The 26484-nt window shown below is 46.0% G+C and carries 20 protein-coding genes and 1 riboswitch; of the genes, 9 read left to right on the plus strand and 11 right to left on the minus strand.

The genetic code is table 11. The features are described from left to right. The first annotated feature begins 11 nt into the window (after positions 1–11). Complete coding sequence (locus tag CSW98_RS02810) at positions 12–1340, plus strand: 6-phospho-beta-glucosidase (protein ID WP_100798915.1); 1329 nt, start codon at positions 12–14, stop codon at positions 1338–1340. A gap of 91 nt (positions 1341–1431) precedes the next feature. Here CSW98_RS02810 and mukB read toward each other — a convergent pair whose 3' ends face one another. The 4 genes from mukB to cmoM are packed head-to-tail and all read right to left on the minus strand — an operon-like array spanning position 1432 to position 8762. Continuing rightward, positions 1432–5895, minus strand: coding sequence for a chromosome partition protein MukB (mukB, locus tag CSW98_RS02815; protein ID WP_100798916.1), 4464 nt, complete (start codon positions 5893–5895; stop codon positions 1432–1434). Continuing rightward, positions 5892–6632 (minus strand): chromosome partition protein MukE, encoded by a 741-nt coding sequence (mukE, locus tag CSW98_RS02820; protein ID WP_198517263.1) that lies wholly within the window; start codon positions 6630–6632, stop codon positions 5892–5894. Before mukE ends, mukB begins: the two co-directional genes overlap by 4 nt. After that, positions 6613–7950: a chromosome partition protein MukF gene (mukF, locus tag CSW98_RS02825; RefSeq protein ID WP_100798918.1), complete on the minus strand. Its 1338-nt coding sequence runs from the start codon at positions 7948–7950 to the stop codon at positions 6613–6615. The genes mukE and mukF overlap by 20 nt, the downstream gene beginning before the upstream one ends. After that, positions 7950–8762, minus strand: a complete 813-nt coding sequence (cmoM, locus tag CSW98_RS02830) for a tRNA uridine 5-oxyacetic acid(34) methyltransferase CmoM (protein WP_100798919.1) — start codon at positions 8760–8762, stop codon at positions 7950–7952. The genes mukF and cmoM overlap by 1 nt, the downstream gene beginning before the upstream one ends. Positions 8763–8877: 115 nt before the next feature. Between cmoM and elyC the strand changes: the two genes are divergently transcribed. The 4 genes from elyC (at position 8878) to CSW98_RS02850 (ending at position 12666) form a co-directional block, all read left to right on the plus strand. Beyond that, entirely contained in the window at positions 8878–9678 is an 801-nt protein-coding gene (gene elyC / locus CSW98_RS02835) for an envelope biogenesis factor ElyC (protein ID WP_100798920.1), read from the plus strand. A gap of 122 nt (positions 9679–9800) precedes the next feature. Next, positions 9801–10439, plus strand: coding sequence for a molecular chaperone TorD (gene torD, locus CSW98_RS02840; protein WP_100798921.1), 639 nt, complete (start codon positions 9801–9803; stop codon positions 10437–10439). A gap of 256 nt (positions 10440–10695) precedes the next feature. After that, entirely contained in the window at positions 10696–11703 is a 1008-nt protein-coding gene (gene purR, locus CSW98_RS02845; RefSeq protein WP_100798922.1) for an HTH-type transcriptional repressor PurR, read from the plus strand. A 161-nt stretch (positions 11704–11864) separates the two neighbouring features. Beyond that, positions 11865–11958, plus strand: a riboswitch (cyclic di-GMP riboswitch). A gap of 117 nt (positions 11959–12075) precedes the next feature. Next, complete coding sequence (locus CSW98_RS02850; RefSeq protein WP_100798923.1) at positions 12076–12666, plus strand: TfoX/Sxy family DNA transformation protein; 591 nt, start codon at positions 12076–12078, stop codon at positions 12664–12666. Between the two features lie 66 nt (positions 12667–12732). Here CSW98_RS02850 and CSW98_RS02855 read toward each other — a convergent pair whose 3' ends face one another. The 4 genes from CSW98_RS02855 to topA form a co-directional block, all read right to left on the minus strand. Next, positions 12733–13545, minus strand: coding sequence for an alpha/beta fold hydrolase (locus tag CSW98_RS02855; protein WP_100798924.1), 813 nt, complete (start codon positions 13543–13545; stop codon positions 12733–12735). 167 nt (positions 13546–13712) lie between these two features. Further along, on the minus strand, positions 13713–15167 hold the full coding sequence (gene glgA, locus CSW98_RS02860; RefSeq protein ID WP_100798925.1) for a glycogen synthase GlgA: 1455 nt from the start codon (positions 15165–15167) through the stop codon (positions 13713–13715). 1 nt (position 15168) lies between these two features. Beyond that, positions 15169–16386: a glucose-1-phosphate adenylyltransferase gene (glgC, locus tag CSW98_RS02865; RefSeq protein ID WP_100798926.1), complete on the minus strand. Its 1218-nt coding sequence runs from the start codon at positions 16384–16386 to the stop codon at positions 15169–15171. A gap of 478 nt (positions 16387–16864) precedes the next feature. Next, the gene (gene topA, locus CSW98_RS02870) at positions 16865–19486 is read right to left on the minus strand and encodes a type I DNA topoisomerase (protein WP_100798927.1); all 2622 of its coding nucleotides are present in this window, start codon (positions 19484–19486) and stop codon (positions 16865–16867) included. A 391-nt stretch (positions 19487–19877) separates the two neighbouring features. On the opposite strand from topA, the gene CSW98_RS02875 reads away from it, so the two are divergent. Continuing rightward, positions 19878–20123, plus strand: a complete 246-nt coding sequence (locus CSW98_RS02875) for a YciN family protein (protein ID WP_100798928.1) — start codon at positions 19878–19880, stop codon at positions 20121–20123. 72 nt (positions 20124–20195) lie between these two features. On the opposite strand, the gene aroA is transcribed toward CSW98_RS02875, so the two are convergent. Beyond that, the gene (gene aroA, locus CSW98_RS02880) at positions 20196–21479 is read right to left on the minus strand and encodes a 3-phosphoshikimate 1-carboxyvinyltransferase (protein WP_100798929.1); all 1284 of its coding nucleotides are present in this window, start codon (positions 21477–21479) and stop codon (positions 20196–20198) included. A gap of 181 nt (positions 21480–21660) precedes the next feature. Here aroA and aat point away from each other — a divergent pair, with 181 nt between their 5' ends. From aat to infA, 3 genes are all read left to right on the plus strand, one after another. Next, the gene (aat, locus tag CSW98_RS02885) at positions 21661–22392 is read left to right on the plus strand and encodes a leucyl/phenylalanyl-tRNA--protein transferase (RefSeq protein WP_100798930.1); all 732 of its coding nucleotides are present in this window, start codon (positions 21661–21663) and stop codon (positions 22390–22392) included. Next, complete coding sequence (locus tag CSW98_RS02890) at positions 22389–23087, plus strand: arginyltransferase (RefSeq protein WP_100798931.1); 699 nt, start codon at positions 22389–22391, stop codon at positions 23085–23087. Before aat ends, CSW98_RS02890 begins: the two co-directional genes overlap by 4 nt. 78 nt (positions 23088–23165) lie before the next feature. Beyond that, positions 23166–23384: a translation initiation factor IF-1 gene (gene infA, locus CSW98_RS02895; protein ID WP_005493784.1), complete on the plus strand. Its 219-nt coding sequence runs from the start codon at positions 23166–23168 to the stop codon at positions 23382–23384. A gap of 73 nt (positions 23385–23457) precedes the next feature. On the opposite strand, the gene clpA is transcribed toward infA, so the two are convergent. Together clpA and clpS are read right to left on the minus strand one after the other, a co-directional pair. Next, positions 23458–25728 (minus strand): ATP-dependent Clp protease ATP-binding subunit ClpA, encoded by a 2271-nt coding sequence (gene clpA / locus CSW98_RS02900; RefSeq protein WP_100798932.1) that lies wholly within the window; start codon positions 25726–25728, stop codon positions 23458–23460. A 50-nt stretch (positions 25729–25778) separates the two neighbouring features. Next, complete coding sequence (clpS, locus tag CSW98_RS02905) at positions 25779–26099, minus strand: ATP-dependent Clp protease adapter ClpS (protein ID WP_100798933.1); 321 nt, start codon at positions 26097–26099, stop codon at positions 25779–25781. Positions 26100–26484 lie beyond the last annotated feature (385 nt).

A 26484-nucleotide genomic window follows, 5' to 3' on the forward strand; every position in this document is an offset into this window, starting at 1 on the left:
AGAAAGTCATCATGAAAAAAGCATTGAAGATTGCCGTGATCGGCGGTGGTTCCAGCTATACCCCAGAACTGATTGAAGGTCTGTTAAAGCGTAAGCATGAACTGCCAATCGGTGAGTTGTGGCTGGTCGATATCGAAGATGGCCGGGAAAAGGTCAATATTATTGCCGGACTGGCAGAGCGGATGATCAAACGCGAAGGACTGGATATTAAAGTTCATGTCACACTTGAGCGTCGTCCGGCTTTGGAAAATGCCGATTTCATCTGTTCCCAATTCCGGGCTGGCTGCCTTGAAGGACGCATCCGTGATGAACGTATTTCACTGAAGTACGGCATGATAGGTCAGGAAACTAATGGGCTGGGCGGTTTTGCCAATGCCTGCCGAACCATCCCGATAACACTGGAAATCTGCCGGGATATTGAAGAGCTGTGTCCGGATGCCTGGCTGCTGAATTTCACTAACCCTTCAGGCATGGTCACCGAAGCAATTCTAAAACATACCAATGTAAAAGCCGTCGGCTTATGTAATGTTCCCGTGATTATGCAAAAAGGCATAGCCAGCATGCTAAATACCAAAGAAGATGATTTTATTATGCAGGTTGCCGGACTCAATCATTTGATCTGGGCTCGTCAGATTCTGCATGAAGGTAAAGACAAACTTGGCTATGTGCTGAACGAAATTCTTAACGGTAACGACACTCTGGTTCCATCGAACATCCCTCCGTTTGAATGGCCAAAAGACCTGCTGCAGGATATGGGGATGATCCCGTGTGCTTACCTGCGCTACTATTACACCAGCGATGATATTATGCAGCAGGAGCGCCATGAAGCCGATGGAGCAGGAACCCGCGGTGAAGTGGTTAAGGCCATGGAAAAACGCCTGTTTGATATCTATAAAAATCCGGATCTGAACGAAAAACCGAAAGAGCTGGAGAAGCGTGGCGGACAGTACTATTCCGAGGCCGCCTGTGAGCTGATGACCTCCATCTATAACGACAAACGCACAATTATGCATGTAAACACCCGTAATAACGGGGCAATCAGCGGCCTGCCGGATGACTGTGCCGTAGAAGTCAGCTCAGTTATCACGAAAAACGGGCCGCTTCCGCTGAATGTTGCACCATTCCCTACAGATACCCTGCGCCTGATACAACTGATGAAAGAATTCGAAACCTTGACGGTACAGGCTGCCGTAACCGGTGACTTAGTTGCAGCCAAGCGCGGACTGATCCTGAACCCTATAGTGACGACCGGTACAGTACTGGACGATGCTCTACTGGAAACCATTCGCGAAAATCGGGACTACATGCCTCAGTTCCATCACCTGCTTGAAGAGTTGTAATATTCACCACTCGGAACAAATAACCCTCTTTATTCTGCATTGCAGCATAAGGAGGGTTAGAAACAGGAAAAATTAAGCCACGAGGCTCATTTTAGTCTGCCATTTCTTCTGATAACCTCGCCGTGTCAATCGCTTGGCCCGGTTTTTCTCCAAAGCCACGCAGCCCCACCACATGTACATGTTCATGATCTTTAAAGACCTTACGCACCAGCTTGTAGGTTGTACCTTTTTCCGGGCTGATATTCTCAGGAGCAGCAATCAATAATTGCATATCCAGACGGTCACACAACTCAAACAGCGTCGAAATAGACTTCCCGTCCAGACGGGCGGCTTCATCCAAGAACAACAGGCGACAAGGAATAATATCCTTACTGCGCAGACGACGGGATTCTTCTTCCCAGCTCTGCACCACCATTAGCAGGATAGACTGACCGGTACCGATGGCCTCACCGGTAGACAAAGCTCCGGATTCTGCCTGTAACCAGCCGTCTGAACCGCGGTTTACTTCCACACTCAGTTCCAGATAGTTGCGATAATCCAGTAATTCCTCACCCAGAACCTGCGGTGAACGCTGCCCCATATCGATATGCGGATTGACTCTCTGGTACAACTTAGCCATCGCTTCAGAGAATGTAAGACGGGAGTTCTCAAATAAATCCTGATGCTGACTCTGTTGCTCAGACAAGCCGCGTAACAATATGTCATGGCTTTCACGAATATTCACATTCAGACGAACACCATTAACCTGACCGAAATGAATGTTGGATAAGCCCTGATTCAACATCCGGATACGGTTTTGCTCTCTCTGGATAGTCTTCTGGATGATGCTGGCGACGGACTCTGAACTGATAGCCAGACGATTTTCCCGCTGAGTCAGCTCTTCCGTCAAACGAGCCAGTTCAACTTCCATCTCTTCGATCGCTTCTACCGGGTCATCGGTGCGAATAATATCCTGACGAATACGTTCACGCAGATGCTGATATACCGAAATATAGAAAAGTACCTTACGTTCCGGATGAGCATTATCTTCCGAAGCCCGCAGAGCATCTCTCAATGTTTCATTATTCGCAACCGCCAGACGCAGAGCCCCCAGTGATTTATCTGACATGGAACGCAGCTCATCACTACTCATATAGGCCAGTTCCCGACGATTCAGGCGGCGCTCTACATCATTTTCCCTGGCCAGACGCAGTACCGCACACCAGCCAGCTTTTGCTGCAACCACAAAGGTACGCAACTCGGCATACTCTTTCTGTACCTTTGTCATCCGTTTCAGCAGACCTTTCATCTCCAGTTCTGTTGACGTGATGGTACGCTCGTACTCGCTCTTACGGCTACGGGATGTATGCAGGCGTTCATGCAGCTCATCCCGACGACACATAGCCCTCTCTTCAGCCCCTTCATCAGCATGTACGCCAAATTCCTGCAGTTCATGCCGGAACTCCTGTACCGTTTCCGACTTAGCCTGATGAGCACTCTTCAGAGAAGCTAGTAACTGGCTGTACAGGCTCAGTTGATTCTGCGCCTGTTTCAGCTCTTCCCGGTAGCGGGTACGAGCAGTTTCTGCTGTCACCAGTTTTGCTTTCAGTTGCTCACTCAGTTCACTGCTCTGATCCAGTAGTTGTACAGAATCAGCGTATGCAAAATGGTGACGACGTTCGTACACATCCGACAACGCAAAGATCTGATTTTTTACCATCTGCAACCCGGAATCCGCAGCAGTAAAATCAGCCTGAAGCACGTCAAACTGCTCAGGATCCACCTCCAGTGCCGAAACCAGACCTTCCAACGTTTTTATCGCTTTAGCATGGTCAGACAAGAAACGCCGGGATTCGGCCAATTGTTCCAGCTTCAATTCCAGCTCTGAGAAGCGATCTTCCAGAGAGTTGTCCTCAAGCAGTCTCAGATTGCGGGCAATTTTATCCAGCTCCTGCAAAGCCTGTCTGCTGTGGCTCAGATGAGAACGCTGTTGCTGTTCCTGAGATTCAGATTCCTGTAGTTCACGGATAACCTGATTACGTTTTTCCCGTAATTCAGCCAGTTCCTGCTCTGGATCCGTAGTAAATGCCACCTGAATGTGGTTTGCCACAAAGGTATTAAATGCCTGATACAGACGCTGCTGCTTCTGGGCATCAAACGATACTTTGGCATACTGCTCAATGACCTCTTCACGCTCTTCACGCAGCAGCTCCAGACGTTGCTCTCGAGCTGCACGGCCAAACAACGGAATAGCAGGCAAACGCGAATAACGCATCTGCCGATTATTTAACTGAACACATACCGCACCTTCCAGCTCATCGGCATTGAATGAGCTGTCATCGAATGCATCTACGTCGCCTTCAATAAGGTATAGATCTTCCGGACAATCATCCAGCCCGGACAGTTTTTCTTTGATCCCGTCCAGATGAGAAACCACAATCGCATGACGTGCCGGGCCATACATAGCACTGAAATACGGTGCATCATCAATGGTAATATCATCATAGATTTCAGACAGAAGTACTCCGCCCAGAGAATCAGCCAGACTTTTCAGCCTCGGATCGTCTGATCCTCCGGGAGAAGCCAGACATTCGATTTCCTGATCCAGCTTGTTACGACGCTGACCCAACCGATCTTTCTGTACTGACAGCTGTTTTTCTGCTTCCAGAACCTTCTGCATCTGCGACATGACTGCCTGACTGTCAGACAACTGAGCGCCACTTTGTTCCTGCAGGGCATATAACGCTTCACTAGCGACAATCCAGTCCGGAGCAATCTTTTCCAAACGCTGAATTTCGGCCTGACAGGTCTGTTCACTGCGACGTTTATCACTACGAATCTCCCGCAGTGTCTCGAGCTCAGACTCCACTGACTCAATAACAGCGCTGTGCTTTTCCCGCTCGTCTTCCACTGACCCGGCATCATTCAGCACTGACTGATACTGCTTTGTATAGCTTTCTGCCAACACCCGGGTTTCACGCTGAGCAGATATATCCCGCTCCAGTTCCCGGTGCTGAGTCTGCCATTGCCCTTCATTCTGGAGCAGATTTTCAGCATTAGCAGCCCGCTGTATCACTCGTCTTGCCAGAGTAGCTGCCTCACTACGGTCAACCGGCCCCACCACAGAAGTCACCAGAGCAAGCCCTTCTTCAAACAGCTGCACTGCCGCAGAAGAGAGATCCAGTTTATGTTTCAGAGCCAGCAATAGCGACGTTTTATCCGCTTCCTGATGTTTAAGCTCTGCCAGCAGAGTCTGTACCTCTTCGGCTTCCAGAGCCGGCTCGTTCAGCAGAGACTGCGCTTTTTCCAACGCCTGTCTGGCCTGCTGATACTGCAGCGCCCTTGTCTGCTGAACATCCAGTGCCTGCTGATAGTCAGCCAGCTGCGATTTAAGGCTGTCAACCTCCTCTTCGCTGACATGCGCCTGCTCTTCTGCTATCACGGTACGTTCCTGAGCTTCTTCGACCACCATAACCTGTTCTTCCAATCGTTCGCTCAGCTCTTCCAGATCTTCCTGATAGCGTTCAATTTTTTCCTGCTGACGCAAGGCATTCTGCACCAGTTGCAAGTGGTCTGATGCCGCCTGATAATCCTGCTCCAGCGCCGACTCATGTTCAGTCAACAGGGTAAGCTCTTCCTGAACCCGGTTTAGTAACTCATGCTGTTCTGTAAGGGTAATACGAGAAGAAGACAGTTCTCCACGCAGGGTCAGCGTCTGGGCAAGCTTACTGCGTCGATCATTTGCATGGCGCATATAATCCGCAGCGACATAGTTGGTCGATTCGGTGATCAGATGCTTAAACAGATCGCGATCCGCTTGTGTCGTTTTAATCGCTTCCAGTGTAATACGGTTTTCGCGCAGAGCCGATTCCATATCCTGAAAAGCCTTTTTCACCCCACCGTTCTGCGGCAGAAGATAATCGCGCAGAGATCGGGTAATCGCACTGGAGATACCGCCGTATAATGAGGCTTCAATAAGGCGATAGAACTTAGAGCGATCACTGCTGTTGCGCAGTTTCTTCGGCAACACACCGAATTCAAACATCATAGCGTGATAGTCAACAACGGAGCTGAATGCCTTAAAAAGGCTGCCTTCTGTTTCAGATACCAACTGTTTGACTTCATTTAACTGACGTACCCGGGCATGCTGATCAGAGACATTTTCGATCAGCACATCTGTCGGTTTAAGGTGGCTGGGCAACCCCTGAATAACAAAGGGTTTGATATCCACTTTCTTATCACGACCGGCGACCTGCTGCAGTTTAACCGCAAACAGCAAACGCTGATTGCGCGAGTTCACCACATCCAGTGCGGCATAACAAACACCCGGCTGTAACTTACCATACAACCCCTTGTCTCTGGATGCCTGAGAACTGCCAGCTTCCGTTGTATTGCGGAAATGCAGCAGGCTCTGATCCGGGATCAGTGCAGTAATAAACGATGCCATCGTGGTTGATTTACCTGCCCCGTTACCACCGGAAAGTGTCGTGACCAGACCATCGATATCAAAGGTCCGGGCAAAAAAACCGTTCCAGTTAATCATCGTCAGGGATTGATACTTACCTCTTCTGATCATGCTTCATCCTCTGTCTCTGCATACTGAATCTCCGGCGAAAATGTCTTCGCCTCCTGATCGTCTGTTTCCATTTCCGGTACGTCCTGCTGACTATCAGGATGAGCGACAACAGCTTCACCATCACGTATCAGCCTGAGCTGAGCTTCACGCATATCATCACCAGTGCGCACATCAGCACCGAAACGGAACACGGCTTCACTGATGTGAAATTTACCTTCATCGCCTATACCGATAATCATACCGAGCCGTTTCAGCCGTCTTAACGACGTCCGGACTTTCTCAAACAGTTTTTCTTTATCCAGATCCGATCCCGTCGCCCGGTTAGTAACCAGCTTCATCAGTTTTTTCTCATCGCTCAGTGTCAGAACTTCTTCATACAGCTCCTGATTGGTGAAAATTCCTTCATGAGCCAGACGTTCAGGACTGAGGTACAGAAAACACAGCACTTTACCCACTAGCATATCCAGCTCAGATAATACACTGCGTCCAATCAGTGCTGTCGAGCGCGGCCGCAGATAAAAGAACCCTTCAGGAGCTCTTACCAGTTCGGTGTTATAACGCTGATAAAAATGCGCCAGTTCCGTTTCGAAATCCGACAACATGGCATGATTGTCCAGATCATCCGCTGCAATATGGCGACCGGCACGCAGCATGCTGTCCAGTGCCGGAAACAGAGGATTAGAAATCGCTTTTACCAGTCTTTCTGGCATATATTCGTCAATATTTGTCGATGACATTTGCTTGTACCTTTGCACCAAAATCGTTAATTGCCTGCCAGTCTGGCTGAACTGCGGAGTAATCAGCGCCGGAATAACCCAGACGAACTGCCTGATCAACAACGATTCTGGCTAAATCAAAATGATGAGTTTGCGGATGCTGTGCCAGATAGTCACGCAGAACAGTACCCAGATCGATCGGAGTACCCTCTTCTTTATGTATCTTTAACATGACAGCAACCTTTTCGGTCAGCTCATCGTTTACTTGCTCAAATTCTTCATATTCTACTTCGTCAGGCACATAGCCGGTCACTTCATCATCACGCAGTACCAACGCCTCATCACGCAGATCCCGCAAACGCTCGGCATCGGCATACGTCAGATACCAAGGCATATCAAAATAATCTTTGACCGACTGACGCAAGCGCTGGCTAAAAGCCCGGTTCTGATCCATATCAATGGCGGTCCGGATAAATTTATGTACATGCCGGTCATATCCGATCCAGAGATCGATAGCCTGCTGTCCCCAGCGGGTAATCCGATCCAGTTTCATCTGCAAAGCAAACAGCGTTTCTTCCACATAATCCAGTTCAGGATCACCATAGGTAATTTCCTGAATATCCAGCAACTGCGTCTGCAACTGATCACCTGCCGCCTGTAACGTGTCCTGTAGTTCTCTCAGCGTACCGGAAGTTTCACCCAGTAGCTTTTCACAGTGATTAATCGCATCACGCCAGTCTTTGTTTAAAAGTTCAGCAATTTGCTCTTTTACCAGTTGCTGTTGTTCATCCATGACTCTCTGGTTAAGGTCTATCTGATCAAAAATTTCTCCCACCGAATAATGCAGCACAGCATATACATATTTGCGCCAGTGCTCTTCGCTGCCCCCTTGTCGGGCGGCTTCAACCGCTTTAGCCATTTCATCGGCAACGATAGACAGCTGGATAGAAAGTTTCAGCCGGGAAAATTCCCGGTGACGAACGTAATAATCCGTAATACCCAGTGCCAGTGGAGAAAGGCGATAAATGCTTGCACCATCGGTCACTTCACTGGTGAAACGACTGAGCAACCGCTGACTAACCAGTTCATTCAGTGCATTATTGGCACGAAAAGCACTGGCCTCTCCGGTGCTCTCAAATCGTTGGGTCACTATCTTAAACACATCGTGCAATTCACCTTCACCCAGTTCTCCGTCAAATCTTTCATTGCTCAATACCGCAATTGCAATAAGAAAAGCAAGGCGCTCGCTGGAAAGATTTAATGAGAAATCATTCTGTTTTACCCAGCCGACCATTTCATCAAACGGTCCCTCGATAACAGCCTGAGTTATATCACTCATTATTGTTCCTGTGTTTCAGTTTTCCTTGCCCATACATGAATGTAACGGCCAAGAGAAAGATAAGGCTCCTGACGGCATAGCTGCCTTTCCAGAGCCAGTACGTCTTCAGATCGGTATTCACCCATATTTTTTACGTTGCCAATATAATCATGGAACGAACGAATACCGGATTTGCCACATATTTCAAAACCAGCGTCTTCTATCCACTGATAAACCTGCTCGGGCCGGAGACCTTTTTGTGGCTGCAGTTTAAAACGTTTTCTGTGTGGCATTCCTTCCAGAACATGAGGAATATTGCCGCAGATAACATTCTTTAATACTAATCCATGATGGTTATAGAACATCACTGATGCTATCCCCCCTGCTCGCACCTGATCCAGTACGATTTTCAGTGCATCTTCCGGGTTGGCTAGCCATTCCATCACTGCATGAAATAAGACCAGATCAACTTTGCTATCCAAATGTTCTGCGACTGACTGTACCGGAGAATGAATGAAGCGATATTGCTTAAGCAAGCCTTTCTGTTCAATATCCTGTTGCGCCAGTTGCAACATTTCCGAAGAAAGATCACATAATGACACCTGATGTCCCAGTTGTGCCAATCGTTGGGACATCTGAGCCAGACCACCACCGGCATCCAGAATATGCAAGGGTTCATCCTGTCTCCTGCCCGTTTCCGGGCACGTTAACAGTGCGATAGCTTCCTGAAGATCTTCCCAAACAATAGTTTGACGAATCTCTCCTTTTTCGGATCCATAGATGTTTTTGGCGAATTTATGTGCAATATCGTCGAAATTACGGTCTTCTGTCACGGCGCGTTAGGGTATGATGTCAATTCTTGGCGCTTATTCTGTCATAGGATTATAAGGAATAAAGGGTTAAGCTCTATTTTTATAACTAAGTGATGATTTTTCGGACTATTTAAGTATGTTTGAGCTGAAAAAAATACTGTCTTCTCTCGTAATGCCACTTCCCTCCCTGCTTATTATTGGGTTTATCGGTCTGGCAATGGTCATGTTCTCGCGGCATCACCGCTTTGGCTGCTTTTTTCTTCTGATATCTCTGGGGGGGATGTTCTGCGCATCATTTCAACCGATATCAGTCCGTCTTCTTATGCCTCTGGAACGAGAATATAAAGCCTTTTTGCCAGTAGAAGGCACCATTGATTACGTGATGGTTCTGGGCAATGGTCATGTAGTCGATCCGGAAATCCCTCCAACCTCAGAACTGAGCCGTACCGCACTGATGCGGCTGGCTGAAGGTATTCGTATCCAGCGAATGTATCCCGGAGCTAAGTTAATTCTATCCGGCTATGCCGGTGGTTCCGAATTCAGTCATGCAAGAATGATGGCCAGTGTTGCACTGGCACTTGGTGTGGCTAAGCCGGATATTATTTTGCTGGAAACCGCTGTCGATACCTGGGAAGAGGCTCGGCAAGCAGCCGCTTTCGTTAATAACAAGAATATTGTTCTGGTTACTTCAGCCAGCCACATGCAACGCGCTCTGATGGAGTTTAACTCTGCCGGACTGAATCCGATCCCGGCTCCCACCAACTATCTGGCTCACGATCAAATCCATCAGCCATGGGTGAAATATCTCCCTTCTTCCAATTACCTTGAACAAACCGAGCTTTACTGGCACGAAAAACTGGGGATCTGGTGGAGCCATTTTCGGGATTACCTGATTGAAGGCGAACAGGAAGAGAATTCAGCAGCGACTTCAGGTTAATATTCTTTATGCCTTGTTCTGCGCCTGTACCTGAGGAGCTATAAATCCGGAATATTGCGGTCACTTCGGTATATATATGTACTACAGTTATAGGTATAGAGATCCTGCAACAGGGCTAAATAATGCAAGAAATCAAAGCATTCAATGAAAGACGGGCGGAAATCTATTGGTGGCTTTCCAGCCTGTTTGTCCACGCACTTTCAGACAAAGAACTGCTGGCCTACCATAGACCGGAGATCCGTAATTTCCTTGCCGGACTGGGAGAAAATGCCACTCTAGAGCTAGCCATCAACCTGCTCGGAAATAGGTTAGACCAGCTTGAGAATATAAAAGACGCACAGCTCCTACTGGCCTCAGACTTTTTTCGTCTTTTTCAGGATCCCGTAAAAGCATTAGTCCCCCCCCGAGCCTCTGTATATATAAACGAGCCGGTTCCTCCAGCACACCAGATAATGGAATTAATGGAAAAAAAAGGCATTCCAGCCCATAGCCGGCCAGAAGAACCGGTCGATCATCTGGCCAGTGAGCTGGATTTGCTGGGGAACATGATCATCCGTTCTAATGAATTTGAAAAACCGGAACATATGGACGAAGCTCTGACGGAACAGCAATGGTTTATTGAAAAACATCTGTTGAACTGGTTACCGGATTTCGCAGAAAAATGCTCTGAATATGATACTTTTGGCTTCTATGCCAGTATCGCCGCCCTGCTGGTTAGTTTCTGCCAGCTCGACTGTTCTTACCTGAGTGGGGAAGGATAACTTATGTGAAGCAAGTCGCGTCAAACTTGCGGTCCGTCTGTCAGAGCAACTTGTGTAAATGCAGGAGAACGACTACAATTTCCCCCCTTAACTGGAATGATGTCTAACCGCTATTCTTTATATAGATATAGCGGTTTTTGTGTTTTCATACCAATAACGTCACATTTATCAGATATCTGAGTGCATCGTACACTGTCGGTTTCTTTTCTATTCTAATCAGTAACGAAATCATGCAGTAACAGATAGGACAGAATTTATGGCCACAATCAAAGATGTTGCACGCCTGGCCGGCGTATCGACAACAACCGTATCCCACGTCATTAACAAAACCCGTTTTGTTGCAGAAAGTACACAAGACAAAGTAATGGCCGCAGTGAAAGAGCTGAACTATGCTCCCAGTGCCGTTGCCCGCAGCCTGAAATGTAATACAACACGTACTATCGGTATGTTGGTCACTCAGTCTACCAACCCATTTTTTGCTGAAGTTGTTGACGGTGTGGAGAGCTACTGCTACCGGCAGGGATACACTTTAATTTTGTGTAATACCGGTGGTATCTATGAAAAGCAACGTGATTATATCCGGATGCTGGCTGAAAAACGAGTGGATGGCATGCTGGTCATGTGCTCCGACCTGACCTGTGAACTGCAGGAAATGCTGGATAGTCACCCGAATATTCCCAAAGTTATTATGGACTGGGGACCGGAAAGTTCTGCGTCTGACAAAATCATTGATAACTCAGAAGAAGGTGGCTATCTGGCCACAAAATATCTGATAGAAAACGGCCACAAAAATATCTACTGCCTGAGTGGACAGCTGGCAAAAGCTATCTGTAAAGAACGGATTCTGGGCTACAAACGCGCACTGTCTGATGCCGGGATGCCGTTTGATGAAAGTAAGATCATCGAAGGTAACTTCGAATGTGATACTGCTGTTGAAGCAGCAGACACCATTCTGGCTCTGGATGATAAACCAACCGCGGTGTTCTGTTTCAACGATACGATGGCACTGGGGTTGATGAGCCGCCTACAACAAAAAGGCATGCGTGTTCCTGATGATATCTCTGTTATCGGATACGATAATATTGATCTGGCCGGCTATTTTTCTCCACCACTGACCACAATTCACCAGCCAAAACGACGAGTGGGAAAAACTGCATTCGAAATTCTTCTGGAACGCATTAAGAACAAAGAACATGAAAGACATGTGTTTGAGATGCAACCGGAAATTGTCATCCGTGACAGTGTTAAGAATCTCAATGGCTAAACGAAATAATTAACCTTTACAGACAAAAACCAGAAAAACTACGCTTGGATTTATTTTTGCTTTCACCAATTAGCATTAAAACACAGGCAACGATGTGGCAGGGATCACATTTTTGAGCATATTGCGTGATCTCTGTTCAAGTTTTTCCTATATTTATGATGTCACGACCAGGGCAAACCATCTGAAAAGGTGGGACGCAAAGCCTCCGGCCTTCCTTCTGACAGTAGTTCAGAAAAAGGTAGCGGGGTTGCCGAAGGCGAATTAGCAATAATACAAAGTGGTTTGACGGTTTTCTGACAACAGATCACGTTTATTTGCTAATTTCTCGGTAATGGATTGGTTGGATCAATTTACGAACCCGAGACTATTACAATGGATAAACCAGTACTAAAAGATTCCCTCCGCCTGTTTGAGCGATTTGGCCAAATTAAATCTCGTTCTATGTTTGGCGGTTTTGGTATCTTCGTTAACGAGACGATGTTTGCGCTTGTAGTCAACGATGCGCTGCATATCCGCTCCTGTGAATTAACTATCGAACAATTCAAAAATGCAGGCTATGAACCTTACGTCTATAAAAAGCGTGGATTTCCTGTTGTCACCAAGTATTTTGCCCTGCCACAGAGCATATGGAAAAATCCGGAAGATATTCTGAATATCGCTTCGGTTGCACTAGAAAATGCAACCGAAGAGAAAGCCGTACAAGCGGAAGAAAAACCTACCCGGTTAAAGGATCTCCCAAACCTGAGGTTAGGCACTGAGCGTATGCTGAAAAAAGCCGGTATCAATACGGTTTCCGAATTGAAAAAAATAGGGGCTGTTGATGCTTACAAAGCGATCCAGAAAACCCATTCTAATTCGGTCAGCCTTGAGCTTCTCTGGTCCCTGGAAGGTGCTATCGAAGGCAAGCACTGGTCTGTACTCTCTAAACAGACCCGCGATGAGTTGATAAACCAACTTAATTAGCTATATCTTGTAGTTCAATGCCCACCATAAAAGAAAAGAACCGAAAGGCTCTTTTCTTTTATCTTTTCAGTGGTAGACAGAAGCTATTCCCTGCTTCTGGATAAATTCTATCGATTTCTGATTAAACTCTTCTGGCTTTTCAACATTACAGACATGACCACAGTCGGGAATTTCACATAATGAACTCAATTTGTGCTCAGATACCATTTCTCTTACCGGTTGAATAAACATATAGTCTTTATCCCCCATCAGATATAGTGTCGGTATAGGCAATTCTTTTTCACGGAAATAACGCATTAGCGGGTTAACTTCAGCCGCCAGAATAAACCAGCGCTTAAACTCTTTCTGACACAATTTCTTTGCTTCCCGGACAAAGATATGCCGGGACTCTTTTTGACTTTTCTGCGGCATGACAATATAAGCAAACAGCTTATACAACCACATATAAGGAATAATATGTTTTCCCAGATTACCCATAGTAACCAGACACTGTGAGCGAATATCGAGGCGGGTGACGGCTCCGCCCAGCACCATAGAACAAACCCTTTCTGCTGCCATTTCTGCCAGATTTCTGACGATAATCGTGCCAAGTGACATTCCGACAAAATGGGCTGACTGAATTTTCAGATGATCCAGAACTTTAAGAATATCTGTGGTGACCTCACTGAAGGTGTATTTGTTAGTGATAATTTCTTTGATCAGCCGGTTAGAACGGCCATGTCCCCGGAGATCGATCAAAAGCAGGTTAAAATGCTGTTTGTATGCTTTAATTTGCTTAAACCAGATGGAAGAGCTTCCACCAGCACCATGCACAAAGACCACCCATTCTTCCGATGTCGGATGAAGATAGGTTTTATGGAACAACAAGGCTTGTGACATTCGTTACTTCATATTGTCTGACTAAGATCAGGCAAGGTTAACATATCTGAGCTCATGACATAGGATTGATTTGACAGCCTGTGACCAGAAATAAAAAACTCCTGTACTGAGACAGGAGTTTTTCAGCATCATAATACACGCCGGTTGCTACTATTTATCCATTGTTACTATTTATTCAACGCTTTGTGATACATGTCCACATATTCAACCGCCGACTGGTGCCAGCTAAAATTACGCTTCATTGCTCTTAGCTGAATGTCATGCATCTTATCCGGTTGCTGCAAATAGAAAATCAGAGCACGTTGCATAGTAATAAGCAAATCCTTCGCCAAGGGATAATGGAAACCAAAGCCAGTTGCATTATCCGGATCAACATCAACGTCGATCACTGTATCTTTCAGCCCCCCGACTTCCCGGATAACAGGTAATGTTCCGTAAGCCATGCTGTAGATCTGGTTCAGACCACAAGCTTCAAACTCTGAAGGCATAAGGAAAAAATCCGCACCGGCTTCAACGAGATGAGCCAAACGGTTGCTGTACGCCTCAATAAAGGTGAACTTTTCCGGATGCCGCGAAGAAATACTACGCAGACTGTCAGCAATCTTAGGATCTCCGGTTCCTACGACCACAATCTGAATATCATTGCGCAGGAACTGCTCCAGAATAGGCAATATGTAGTCAAACCCCTTTTGATGAGTCAACCGACAAACCATTCCAAATAGCGGTTTATTCTCACATGGCAGGTGACATTCTGCCTGTAATACTTCCTTTGCGGCACTCTTACCCTGAAGCATACTGTTTTTATCTGCGGAATAATGCAGCGGTATGAATTCATCCGTTTCCGGATTCCATTCGCTGTAATCACATCCGTTAAGGATCCCACACAAGTCACCGGCACGGCGGTTAAAATCATCCACCAGCCCGTGTGACCCAACAGCCGTAAGTAACTCCTGAGCATAATTCGGACTCACTGCATTGATTTTATCTGCGTAGGCCAGCCCGGCTCTCAGCATACCAATATGAGAATGGCTGTAACGCAAATGCTCCATTCCTATCGCCTGAAGTTCGGGAATAATCTCCAGCTCAGAGTAGGAATAGATCCCCTGAAAAATAGCGTTATGTACGGTGATCACGCTTTTTATATCAGCAAAAAATTCATGTTCCTGATAACGATTCTTCAGTAGAAATGGCACCAGTCCTGTGTGCCAGTCATTCGCATGAATAATATCCGGATGAATCCCCAGCTTAGGCAGACAGTCCAAAACGGCTGCACTAAAAAAACCGAAACGTTCACCATTATCAGCATATGCGACATTATTTTCAGCATAGAGATGAGGACGTTCAAAATATTTCCCACACTCAACGGCATAAACAGGTACACCATCCAGACTCATTTTTCTTATTTTATAAGGCGTATGCGGCCAGAATTCGAGTTCTGTAGAGAGGATTTCTTCTGCCTCATAAAATCCGGGAAGAAGGCTATAACCGGGAATAGCGATAGCAACGTCATGACCAAGCTCCTGCAGGGCTTTAGGCAGAGCCTTGGCTACATCAGCCAAGCCTCCGCTTTTTACCAGACCCTGAGCTTCAGAAACAGTAAACCAAATTTTTGTTTGTTCCATTCTAGAACCCAACTTTTGTTCCTTTTGCTATAACCACAATCCCTTCAGGTGATACATGGAACCGCTTAGCATCAAGCTCCGGATTCTCTCCAATCACTGTTCCAGGTGCGATCTCAACATATTTATCTATTATTACTCTTCGGATACTGCAACCGGCACCAATTTTCACTTCACCCAGTAGAATAGACTCACTAATCATTGAACCTGGTGCAATATTACTCCGGTAGCCTAACACAGATTTATAAACATGCGCACCCTGAACATAGCTGCCACCAGCAACCAGACTATCTTTTATATTCGTTTCGTGATCACCGGTATCTGCAAATGTAGCTGGTGGTAACGGCGGAAAGTAAGTATGTAAAGGCCACTTTCGGTTATACAGTGAGAATTGCGGGTCTTTATCCAGCAAGTCCATATGTGCCGACCAGTAAGAATCTATCGTACCGACATCGCGCCAATAAGTTGCTTCTTTTTCGCCATGAATAACATTAGTTGAGAAATCATAAACATATACGCCACCTTCACGATACATCTTCGGTATAATATCTTTACCAAAGTCATGACTGGATGTTTTATTTGCAGCATCTTCACGCAGTTCCCGACACAGTGAACTGGTATCGAAAATATAGTTTCCCATAGAAACCAGCGCATGTTCTGGATCACCCGGAATAGGTTTAGGTTGAGCCGGCTTCTCCTCAAATCCAATCATTTTCCCCTCTTCATCAACCTGAATCACCCCAAACTGAGAGGCATCGGATAACGGCATTTTCAATGCCGAAACTGTCAGACGGGCATCTTTTGCCTTGTGATAATCCAACATTTGCCGGATATCCATCTTATAAATATGGTCAGATCCAAAGATGCATACCTGCTCTGGATCAGCCAGTTCGACAAAACTGATATTCTGGTAGATGGCATCTGCCGTACCTTCATACCACCGTTTACCATCACGCATCTGAGCGGGAACCGAGTCGATAAAACTTCCGGTAATCCCGGACAAATTCCAGCCTTTTTTCATATGCAGATAAAGCGACTGCGATTTAAACTGAGTAAGCACATAAATTTGGGTTAGTCCTGCATTCACAAAGTTATTCAGCGCAAAATCGATCAACCGATAACTACCACCAAACGGAACAGAGGGTTTACTGCGACTTTCTGTCAGAGGGCACAGGCGGGAACCTTCTCCGCCAGCAAGAATCATACTTAATACACCAGCCATTGTTGTAATTCTCCAAATAGTCAAAGCAAAGTAAGAAAACCGCCTATGCCTATAGAAAGGTACAGTCTGTACACTTTCAGGGTAAATACAGACGGCTATAAAATCGAGTCCGGATGTCACTGTCTGAGGGGGTAATCCTCTGTGAGAGGAAGAAAACTTCCAGCAATAATCAGGGCATGCAGTGAGTCACATCAGTATGTCACTTGTTACTTGTTACTATACGTATTTCTAATTTATTTTTTTGTTGTGTATCACACTGAATACTTGAAATTTATTTTCAAAATAATAACGATATTAACCTTACTATAACATTCACGAATTGCAATAGCTCTGAGAAAAAAACTTGCTATAAAGCAAAAACTTAATATATATCGGTTGGTTCTGAGACACGAACAGGAAGAAGGGTAATGAAGGAACGGTGAAATAGAAATGCGCTGATTGTTAATAAAAAAGGCGATCATCTGATCGCCTTTTGTACTTATTTTTTCTTTCTTTTATCTGTTATTTCCCATTTACCGTCAATATAGAGTGCGGTCCAGCCTGATGGTTTATTATCAATCTCTGAGCGGACATAGTGCTCTTTAGATTTCCGGCTAAAACGCACAACGGTCGGGATCCCATCAGGATCCGCTGTCGGAGCTGTCGTCAGGTACAGGAATTTCTCGGCAATACGTTCCTTAAACTGAACCAACTCAGCGACCAGAGGAGCCCGGGTTTCACGTGATTTAGGGAAATTGCTGGCTGCCATAAACAGGCCCGATGCGCCATCACGCAGCACAAAATAAGCATCTGAATTTGTACATGGCAGCTCAGGAAAATGTACCGGCTCTTCTTTTGGCGGAGCAACTTCACCGTTTCTCAGGATCTTACGTGTGTTCTTACACGCTTCGTTAGTACACCCCATGTATTTCCCGAAACGACCATTTTTCAGTACCATATCGGCACCACATTTGTCACATTCGACAACGGGTCCCTCATACCCTTTCAGCTTAAATTCACCATATTCGACAATGTAACCGTCACAGTTAGGATTATCACCACAAACATGTAATTTACGCTTATCGTCGATAAGGTAAGCGTCCATCGCTACGCCACACTTAGGGCAACGTTTTTTCGCTCTCAGTGCTGCCGTTTCAACATCTTCTTCCAGAACATTGATAATGCCCTCTTCATCCCCCAGATTGATCGTTGTCTTACAACGCTCTTTCGGCGGAAGAGCATAACCGGAACAGCCAAGAAATACCCCCGTGGATGCCGTACGAATCCCCATAGGGCGACCACAGGTCGGACATTCAATATCTGTCAGGACGATATTGTTTGGCTTCATGCCACCTTCCATCTCATCCAGTTCAGCTTTTTCCAGATCGCCGGAGAAATCAGAGAAAAAGTTATCCAATACTCCTTTCCAGTTGGTATCTCCGGTTGCGATCTGATCCAACTTCTGCTCCATACGGGCAGTAAAATCATAGTTCATCAAATCGTTAAAACTGTCATCCAGACGATCCGTTACGATTTCACCCATTTTTTCAGCATAGAAGCGACGCTGATCCACCTTGACATAACCGCGATCTTGGATAGTCGAAATAATAGAAGCATAAGTCGAAGGGCGTCCGATTCCTCGTTTTTCCAGTTCCTTAACCAAAGCGGCCTCCGTATAACGTGCCGGCGGCTTGGTAAAATGCTGTTTAGGATCCAACTTTTGCAGGTTAAGCATATCGCCAATCTGAACAGCCGGAAGGATCTGATCTTCATTCTTGCCTAAAGGACGCTGTACACGGGTCCAGCCGTCAAACTTCAAAATGCGTCCTTTGGCTTTCAACGTGTATTCTGCTGCTTTTACGCTGATCGTGGTCGAATCGTACTGTGCTGGCGTCATCTGACAGGCAACAAACTGATTCCAGATCAAAGCATACAGTTTATGCGCATCCGGATCCATGCCCTGCAGGTCTGCCGCCATAACCTCAACACTGGAAGGACGAATCGCTTCGTGCGCTTCCTGCGCCCCTTCTTTGCTTCCGTAGACATTCGCTTTAGCCGGGAGGTAAGCATCACCAAACTCGGCAGAGATATAGCCTCTGACGGCCTCTACGGCTTCCTGACTCAGATTGGTCGAGTCCGTTCGCATATAAGTGATATAGCCCGCTTCATACAGACGCTGAGCCAGCATCATAGTTTTCTTAACACCATAACCCAGACGAGTACTTGCAGCCTGCTGCAGAGTCGAAGTAATGTAAGGTGCTGACGGTTTGCTCTGAGTCGGACGATCTTCTCTCTTACACACTTCATACGCCGACTGTTCCAGAATCATCATTGCTGTTTTTGCTTCTGATTCATTAACCGGCTTAAAGGCCTCACCAGCTTTTTGTGCTACCAGAAGGCGAAAATCGGTTTTATCCTGTGTCTTGGTATCAGCGTGAATATCCCAGAATTCTTCAGGAACAAACGCATTGATTTCCCGCTCACGTTCAACCAGCAGTTTTACCGCAACAGACTGAACACGACCAGCAGATAAGCCACGCGCCACTTTTTTCCACAACAGAGGAGAGACCATAAAGCCTACAACCCGATCCATAAACCGGCGAGCCTGCTGGGCATTCACACCGTCCATATTCAGCTCACCCGGAGCCTGAAACGCCTGCTGAATGGCATTTTTCGTAATTTCATTAAAGACTACACGTTTGTATCGCTCTTCATCGCCACCGATGATCTCACGAAGGTGCCATGCGATAGCTTCTCCTTCGCGGTCCAAATCGGTTGCGAGATAAACCTGATCGGCATCTTTTGCCAGTTTCTGCAGTTCAGCGACTACTTTTTCTTTACCCGGCAGTATCTGATAGTTGGCTTCCCAGCCATGAAACGGGTCGATGCCCATTTTTTTGATTAGTGCCGTTTTCTCTTTCTCTTTTTTTATCCGGGCTTTTTCTTCCGGACTCAAACCCTTGGTTGAAATTGGTGCGGCTTTCTGGCCACTGCTCTGGCCTGCTGTAGGAAGATCGCGGACATGTCCCACACTCGACTTAACGATATAGTCTTTACCAAGATACTTATTAATCGTTTTCGCCTTGGCTGGTGATTCCACTATTACCAGTGACTTACCCATAATTGATTCTGACGTCCTCAATCACTCTGAATGATCCCATGCCACAAACATTCTCGTCCGTGCATATACCATTCCTAAAATTTATGTCTTTTTTTACTATTGAGCGAGATTTAATGAAGGTCAACCTGTTTTTATAAAAATCAGGCTGACAAATTAATAACTGATGTCTTATTCACCAGTTCCCCAGCAAGAGACTGCCTTACCTTCTCTGAATCCGGTGAAAACACACGCATAAAGATGCGGGGAGAATAAACATGCCAACGCATTGCTACCAATAAATTTCTCTATTCATGCTGTTAATTACGCTGTAAGTCACAAAATAATTGAAATTTTACGGTTCACCCATACACTGTCGCCTATGCAATGTACTCAGTAACCCGGAGAAACCACCATGAGTGAGAAGAAAAGTATTTCTGAATCAGACCTTCTAATGATTGCCAATCAGATTATTCAGGATCATGATAGCTACATTGAAGGAATGCGGGCAGATTCAGTAGAAGAAAAAGATGAAGTACTGGTGTTCAAAGGAAACTATTTTCTGGATACTAACGGCCTGCCAACTCTGGAAACAACTGCCGTTTTCAATATGTTCAAGTATCTGGCGCACCACCTGTCTAAGGAATTTACGCTTAGGTAAGTACTTATGATGAAAACAGGCAGGTATTAATAAGTAACCCCTGCCTGATGACCGATAGATCTAAACCCGAACTTAGCCCAGACTGAGTCCTTTTAACTTATCAAAATAATCCGGGAACGTTTTTGACGTACACTTAGGGTCATTGATGGTGACCGGAGTATCGCTAAGAGCAACCAGCGAAAAACACATCGCCATACGGTGATCATCGTAGGTATCAATTTCCGCATGCTTAATCTGAACCGGTGGCGTGATAATAATATAATCTTCGCCCTCTTCAATTTCAGCACCGACTTTACGTAATTCTGTTGCCATTGCCGCCAGACGGTCTGTCTCTTTCACCCGCCAGTTATATACATTACGGATAGCCGTTGTTCCCTCAGCAAACAGAGCAGTTGTTGCGATAGTCATTGCCGCATCCGGAATATGATTAAAGTCCATATCGATGGCTTTCAGTTCACCACGACGGGCGATCACATAATCCTCTCCCCACTCAATTTGGGTTCCCATTTTCTCCAGTGCATCCGCAAACTGAACATCCCCCTGAATGCTGTGTTTACCGATACCTGTCACTTTAACCGCACCGCCTTTAATTGCAGCGGCAGCCAGGAAATAAGACGCTGAGGACGCATCACCTTCAACCAAAAAATCACCGGGAGCAACATATGATTGCCCGGCAGGGATCACAAATTCCTGATAATCACGATTTTCTACCGTAACGCCAAACTGACGCATAATATGCAGTGTAATATCAATATAAGGTTTAGACACCAGTTCACCATTAATCTGAATGGTGACTTCACCTTCAGCAAGTGGTGCCGACATCAGAAACGCCGTCAGAAACTGACTGGAGATAGAACCGTCGATTGAAACTCTGCCAGCATTCAGACCTGTTCCTGTTATTTTTAGTGGCGGAAAATGTTCATTTTCCAGATATTCCACCTGAGCACCGGCCTCACGCAGAGCATCCACAAGATGTCCGATAGGACGTTCTTTCATCCGCGGTTCACCGGTTAAAATATAATCCCCTTTACCCAGACACAAAGCGGCAGCCAATGGACGCATTGCCGTACCGGCATTCCCCAAAAACAGCTCCAGCTCCCCGGATATAGAAAAGGCATGCCCTAACCCTTCAACCTCGCAAACGGTTTTATCTTCCGACAAACGATAGGTTACGCCAAGTTTAGTCAGCGCATTAAGCATATGGCGGATATCATCACTATCCAGAAGATTGGTTAAGCGGGTAGTACCTTTAGAAAGAGCGGCCAGAAGAAGGGCCCGGTTCGACACACTTTTTGATCCCGGCAGGTTTACTTCACCATTGACCTGGCGAATAGGTTGTAGCGTAAGGCTGTCCATTAAAACTGATTGTCCTTGAAATTATCACGCAGAACACGTGAAAACTGAATTTTTCGTACTGGCAGACTAGCTAATTTTGACCAAAATCGCCAGCAGAAATCATTCCCAAGTCAGAGGAATCCCCTTTATACTAATGGTTATAACTTCTTACCGAGCCCGCAGCGCCGTAATTTATTGACTCATGACCATCTATCTTCCGGAACTCAGCCCATATGACACCCAGTTTCCCTCTCCAGGTGAAGCACTCACCGATCCTAACGGTTTGCTGGCTATGGGTGGAGACCTCAGTCCTGAAAGGCTGATATCAGCATATAACTGCGGTATCTTTCCCTGGTATAGCCTCAGTGATCCTATTCTATGGTGGAGCCCCTCCCCCAGAGCCATATTTATTCCGGGAGAATTTACCCCATCCAGAAGTCTGAAAAAATTCTTTCGCAGATCCGGTTACCGGGTCAGTATAAACCAGGTAACGGAAACCGTTATTCGCCTCTGTGGCAGCCTGCGTACCGAAGATGAAACTTGGCTGGATGAAAAAATGCAGGCCGCCTATACTGAACTGGCTCATCGGGGGCTCTGTCACTCAGTTGAAGTATGGGATGGTGATGAGTTAGTCGGTGGACTTTATGGGGTTCAGGTCGGGCTGATTTTCTGTGGTGAATCCATGTTTAGCCTGAAATCAAACGCATCTAAGATTGCTCTGTGGGCATTCTGTGAGCATTTCCACCGCCACGGAGGCAAATTGATCGATTGCCAAATTCTAAATCCACATACCGAATCACTCGGGGCAATTGAAATTGCGCGCTCTGACTATCTGACATTACTGGAAACCCTGAGATCCAAAAACATCGATACCTCTTGTTACACAAAACAGTGGCTGACAGAGATAACACCCCGGCAGGAAGACTCGTTATGATCCCGAAAGAACAGCATATAAAAATAGGCTTAACCTCATATAACCCTTGCAGTTATCTGAAATCCCATTCAGAAAGAGTGGCTGTGGCCTTAGATAAGACCCTGCACTGTTGTAACGGATATGAAATGCTGCTGGCCAATGGATTCAGACGCAGCGGAGACACCATCTATACTCCTTATTGTGGCTCCTGTGTCGCTTGTGAAGCCATACGTATCCCGATAACCGATTTCAGACCCACCAGAAGCCAGAAACGGCTGCTCAGAAAAAGCCGCACTCTGCGCCGAGAGCTCAAACCGGAAATGGATGAAGGCTGGTTTGGATTATATAGCCGCTATGTAACGGCCCGTCATCAGGACGGAAGCATGTACCCGCCGAAAAAAGATCAATTCTACAATTTTGCTCACTGTCAGTGGCTGAATACTCAATTTTTGCACATCTACGATGAAGAGCGCCTGATTGCCGTTGCCGTTACGGATATCATGGAACACAGCATCAGCGCATTTTATACCTTCTTCGACCCTGACTATCCGTTTTCTATCGGAACTATTGCCGTTCTGTGCCAGATTGAATTCTGCCAGAAACATGGTAAACAGTGGCTTTATCTCGGATATCAGATAGACGAGTGCCCGGCAATGAACTATAAAGTTCGCTTTCAGCCACATCAAAGGCTAGTAAATCACCGGTGGCAAGGGTAGAATACGCCCCAACTTATTTATATCTGTTTTAATGGCATAACGCTGCCGTTAATATTGCCTGTTTCTAAAGAGGATTAAATGGCTAAAGAAGACGTAATTGAAATGCAAGGTACCGTTCTGGATACTCTGCCGAATACTATGTTCCGTGTTGAGCTTGAAAATGGTCATGTCGTGACTGCTCATATTTCCGGTAAAATGCGTAAAAACTACATCCGTATTCTTACTGGTGACAAGGTAACTGTGGAGCTGACTCCATACGACCTGTCTAAAGGTCGCATCGTCTTCCGTGCTCGTTAATTCTCAGTTATCCGGCACAAAAAAACGGAGCCTGAATGCTCCGTTTTTTGTGTCTGACGTTCCGGCTTTTCGATTAGTGTACCGGTTCCTCTTCAGCATTCAGATAATGAAAACACAATTCGTCATTCTCAAGATCGATTTTTACTGAACCGCCATCAACCAGAGAGCCAAACAGAAGTTCATTAGCCAATGGCTTCTTAAGCTGTTCCTGAATCACCCGCCCCATAGGACGAGCCCCCATCGTTTTGTCATAGCCTTTTCTGGCAAGCCAGAAGCGGGCTTCTTCTGAGACTTCCATAGATACGCCCCGAGCATCCAGCTGAGCCTGAAGTTCGACGATGAATTTATCCACAACCTGATGGATCACCTCTTCATCCAGACTATTAAACCAGATAATGTTATCCAGGCGGTTACGGAATTCCGGAGTAAAGACCCGTTTTATCTCCGCCATCGCATCAAAGCTGTGATCCTGCTGGATCAGACCAATCGATTTCTTGACTGTTTCTGCTACACCCGCATTCGTTGTCATCACCAGAATAATGTTACGAAAATCAGCCTTACGTCCATTATTATCTGTCAGTGTTCCGTTATCCATAACCTGCAGCAGCAGATTAAAAATATCAGAATGTGCTTTTTCTATTTCATCTAACAGCACCACAGCATGAGGATGCTTAATCACCGCATCCGTCAGCAAACCACCCTGGTCATAACCAACATATCCCGGAGGTGCACCAATCAAACGGCTGACCGAATGACGTTCTCCATATTCTGACATATCAAACCGCAGCAACTCTATTCCCAACAGCTTGGAAAGCTGAACCGTTACCTCAGTTTTGCCCACACCCGTAGGGCCGGCAAACAAGAAAGAACCCACCGGTTTATGCTCATCACCAAGCCCTGCCCGACTCAGTTTTATCGCTTCACACAGTGCAGTAATCGCACTGTCCTGACCGAAGACCATCATCTTCATCTTGCGATCCAGTGACTGCAGCACATCTTTATCAGAGGATGAGACAGATTTTTCCGGTATACGAGCCATTCTGGCAACCATTGCCTCGATATCGGCTACCCCAACTGTTTTCTTACGACGGCTCGCCGGAGCCAGACGGCTTTTAGCGCCGGCTTCATCAATAACATCAATCGCTTTATCCGGCAAATGACGCTCATTAATATACTTGGCAGACAGCTCTACAGCAGCCCGCAACGCCTTATTGGTATAACGGACATCATGATGCGCTTCATACTTAGGTTTTAATCCCATCAGAATCTTAGTCGTATCATCCAGCGATGGTTCCACTACATCGATTTTCTGGAAACGTCGTGAGAGGGCATGTTCTTTATCAAAAATATTCTTATATTCCTGATACGTCGTAGAACCGATACAACGTAATTTACCACTGCTGAGTAACGGCTTAATCAGATTTGCCGCATCAACCTGTCCGCCAGATGCGGCACCGGCACCAATAATCGTATGAATTTCATCAATAAACAGAATTGCATCATCTTCTTTTTCCAATTGCTTAAGCACAGACTTGAAACGTTTTTCAAAATCCCCACGGTACTTAGTACCCGCCAGCAATGAACCGATATCCAGAGAATAGATCACACTGTCTTTGATCACTTCGGGAACCTGTCCCTCAACGATCCGCCACGCCAGCCCTTCTGCAATTGCCGTCTTACCAACCCCGGCTTCCCCAACCAACAGGGGATTATTCTTTCTGCGCCGACACAGCACCTGAACCGTACGTTCCAGTTCCTTTTCCCGACCAATAAGTGGGTCAATATGCCCCTGCTTCGCCAGCTTATTCAGGTTACTGGCAAAACTCTCCAGTTTCTCTTCTGCCGGCACCTCTTCCGAGACGTGTCCTTCGCCAAAAGCATCCGATGAAGAATCCTCTTCTCTTGCTGACGCCTTCGTAATTCCGTGAGAAATATAATTAACAATATCAAGGCGGCTAATATCGTGTTTTTTCAGCAAATAAGCTGCATGGGACTCCTGTTCGCTGAAAATCGCCACCAACACATTTGCCCCTGAAACCTCATTACGCCCGGATGACTGTACGTGGAAAACTGCACGCTGCAATACTCTCTGAAAACTCAGTGTCGGTTGAGTTTCCCGAGTATCATCATTTTCAGGAATAAGCGGAGTCGTTTGATCAATAAATGTATCCAACTCCTGCTTCATAATTTCAATATCAGCCCGGCAGGCAAGAAGTGTTTCCCTCGCTGCATCATTATCCAGCAGTGCGAGCAGAAGATGTTCGACCGTCATAAATTCGTGCCGCTTATCCCTAGCTCGGGCAAACGCACTATTAAGACTCGATTCTAATTCTTTATTCAGCATAAGTACCTCACCTCCGCAAAGAACACCCTATGTTGTCAGTGCCGGGACTCTTAGACCCGCTCCATCGTACATAACAGCGGATGCTCATTCTCTCTCGAGTACATTGTGACCTGAGCCACTTTAGTCTCTGCAACTTCTGCAGTATACGTGCCACAGACAGCCTTCCCTTCATAATGGACCTGCAACATGACTTGTGTGGCTTTATCCAGATCCATAGCAAAAAAACGTCCGAGAATATCAATCACAAAGTCCATCGGAGTATAGTCATCATTCAGTAACAAAACGTGATACATCGATGGCGGTTTTGTTTGTGTTTTTTCTTTCTCCAGCAGGTCAGAGTCTGGAGTCACCCATTCATATTGTTTGCTCATTATTTACTTTTAACTTATGAAATTTTCCCGTATCCCGGCCTTTCAAATTCAGCATTTAAGTCTCAGGAACAGAAAATCTTCCCCCTAACTAAGAGACTAATGCACCAATTGTATCCCTGCAAATAAAACATTGCTATCGTTTGCTCAGCCGGGTAACAATCGCTCACGCTTTATACAACTGTTGTTCGACGTATAGCACAGATACCAGTTTGCCCAAGAGATCACAAAGTTAGGAAAATGTTAATCTCAAAACTGATTTGTTTAGAAATATGTTTAAATTTATAGACTCTTGCTATTGACTGTATGAATTCATTGACTAAATTGTGGGCATAGTGATGAAAAGTATGGCAGCGCCATTATTTGTATTCACTAATACCAGTATAAA

The organism is Vibrio sp. HA2012, assembly GCF_002812955.1.
In the GTDB taxonomy this organism is placed as follows: Bacteria; Pseudomonadota; Gammaproteobacteria; order Enterobacterales; family Vibrionaceae; genus Vibrio.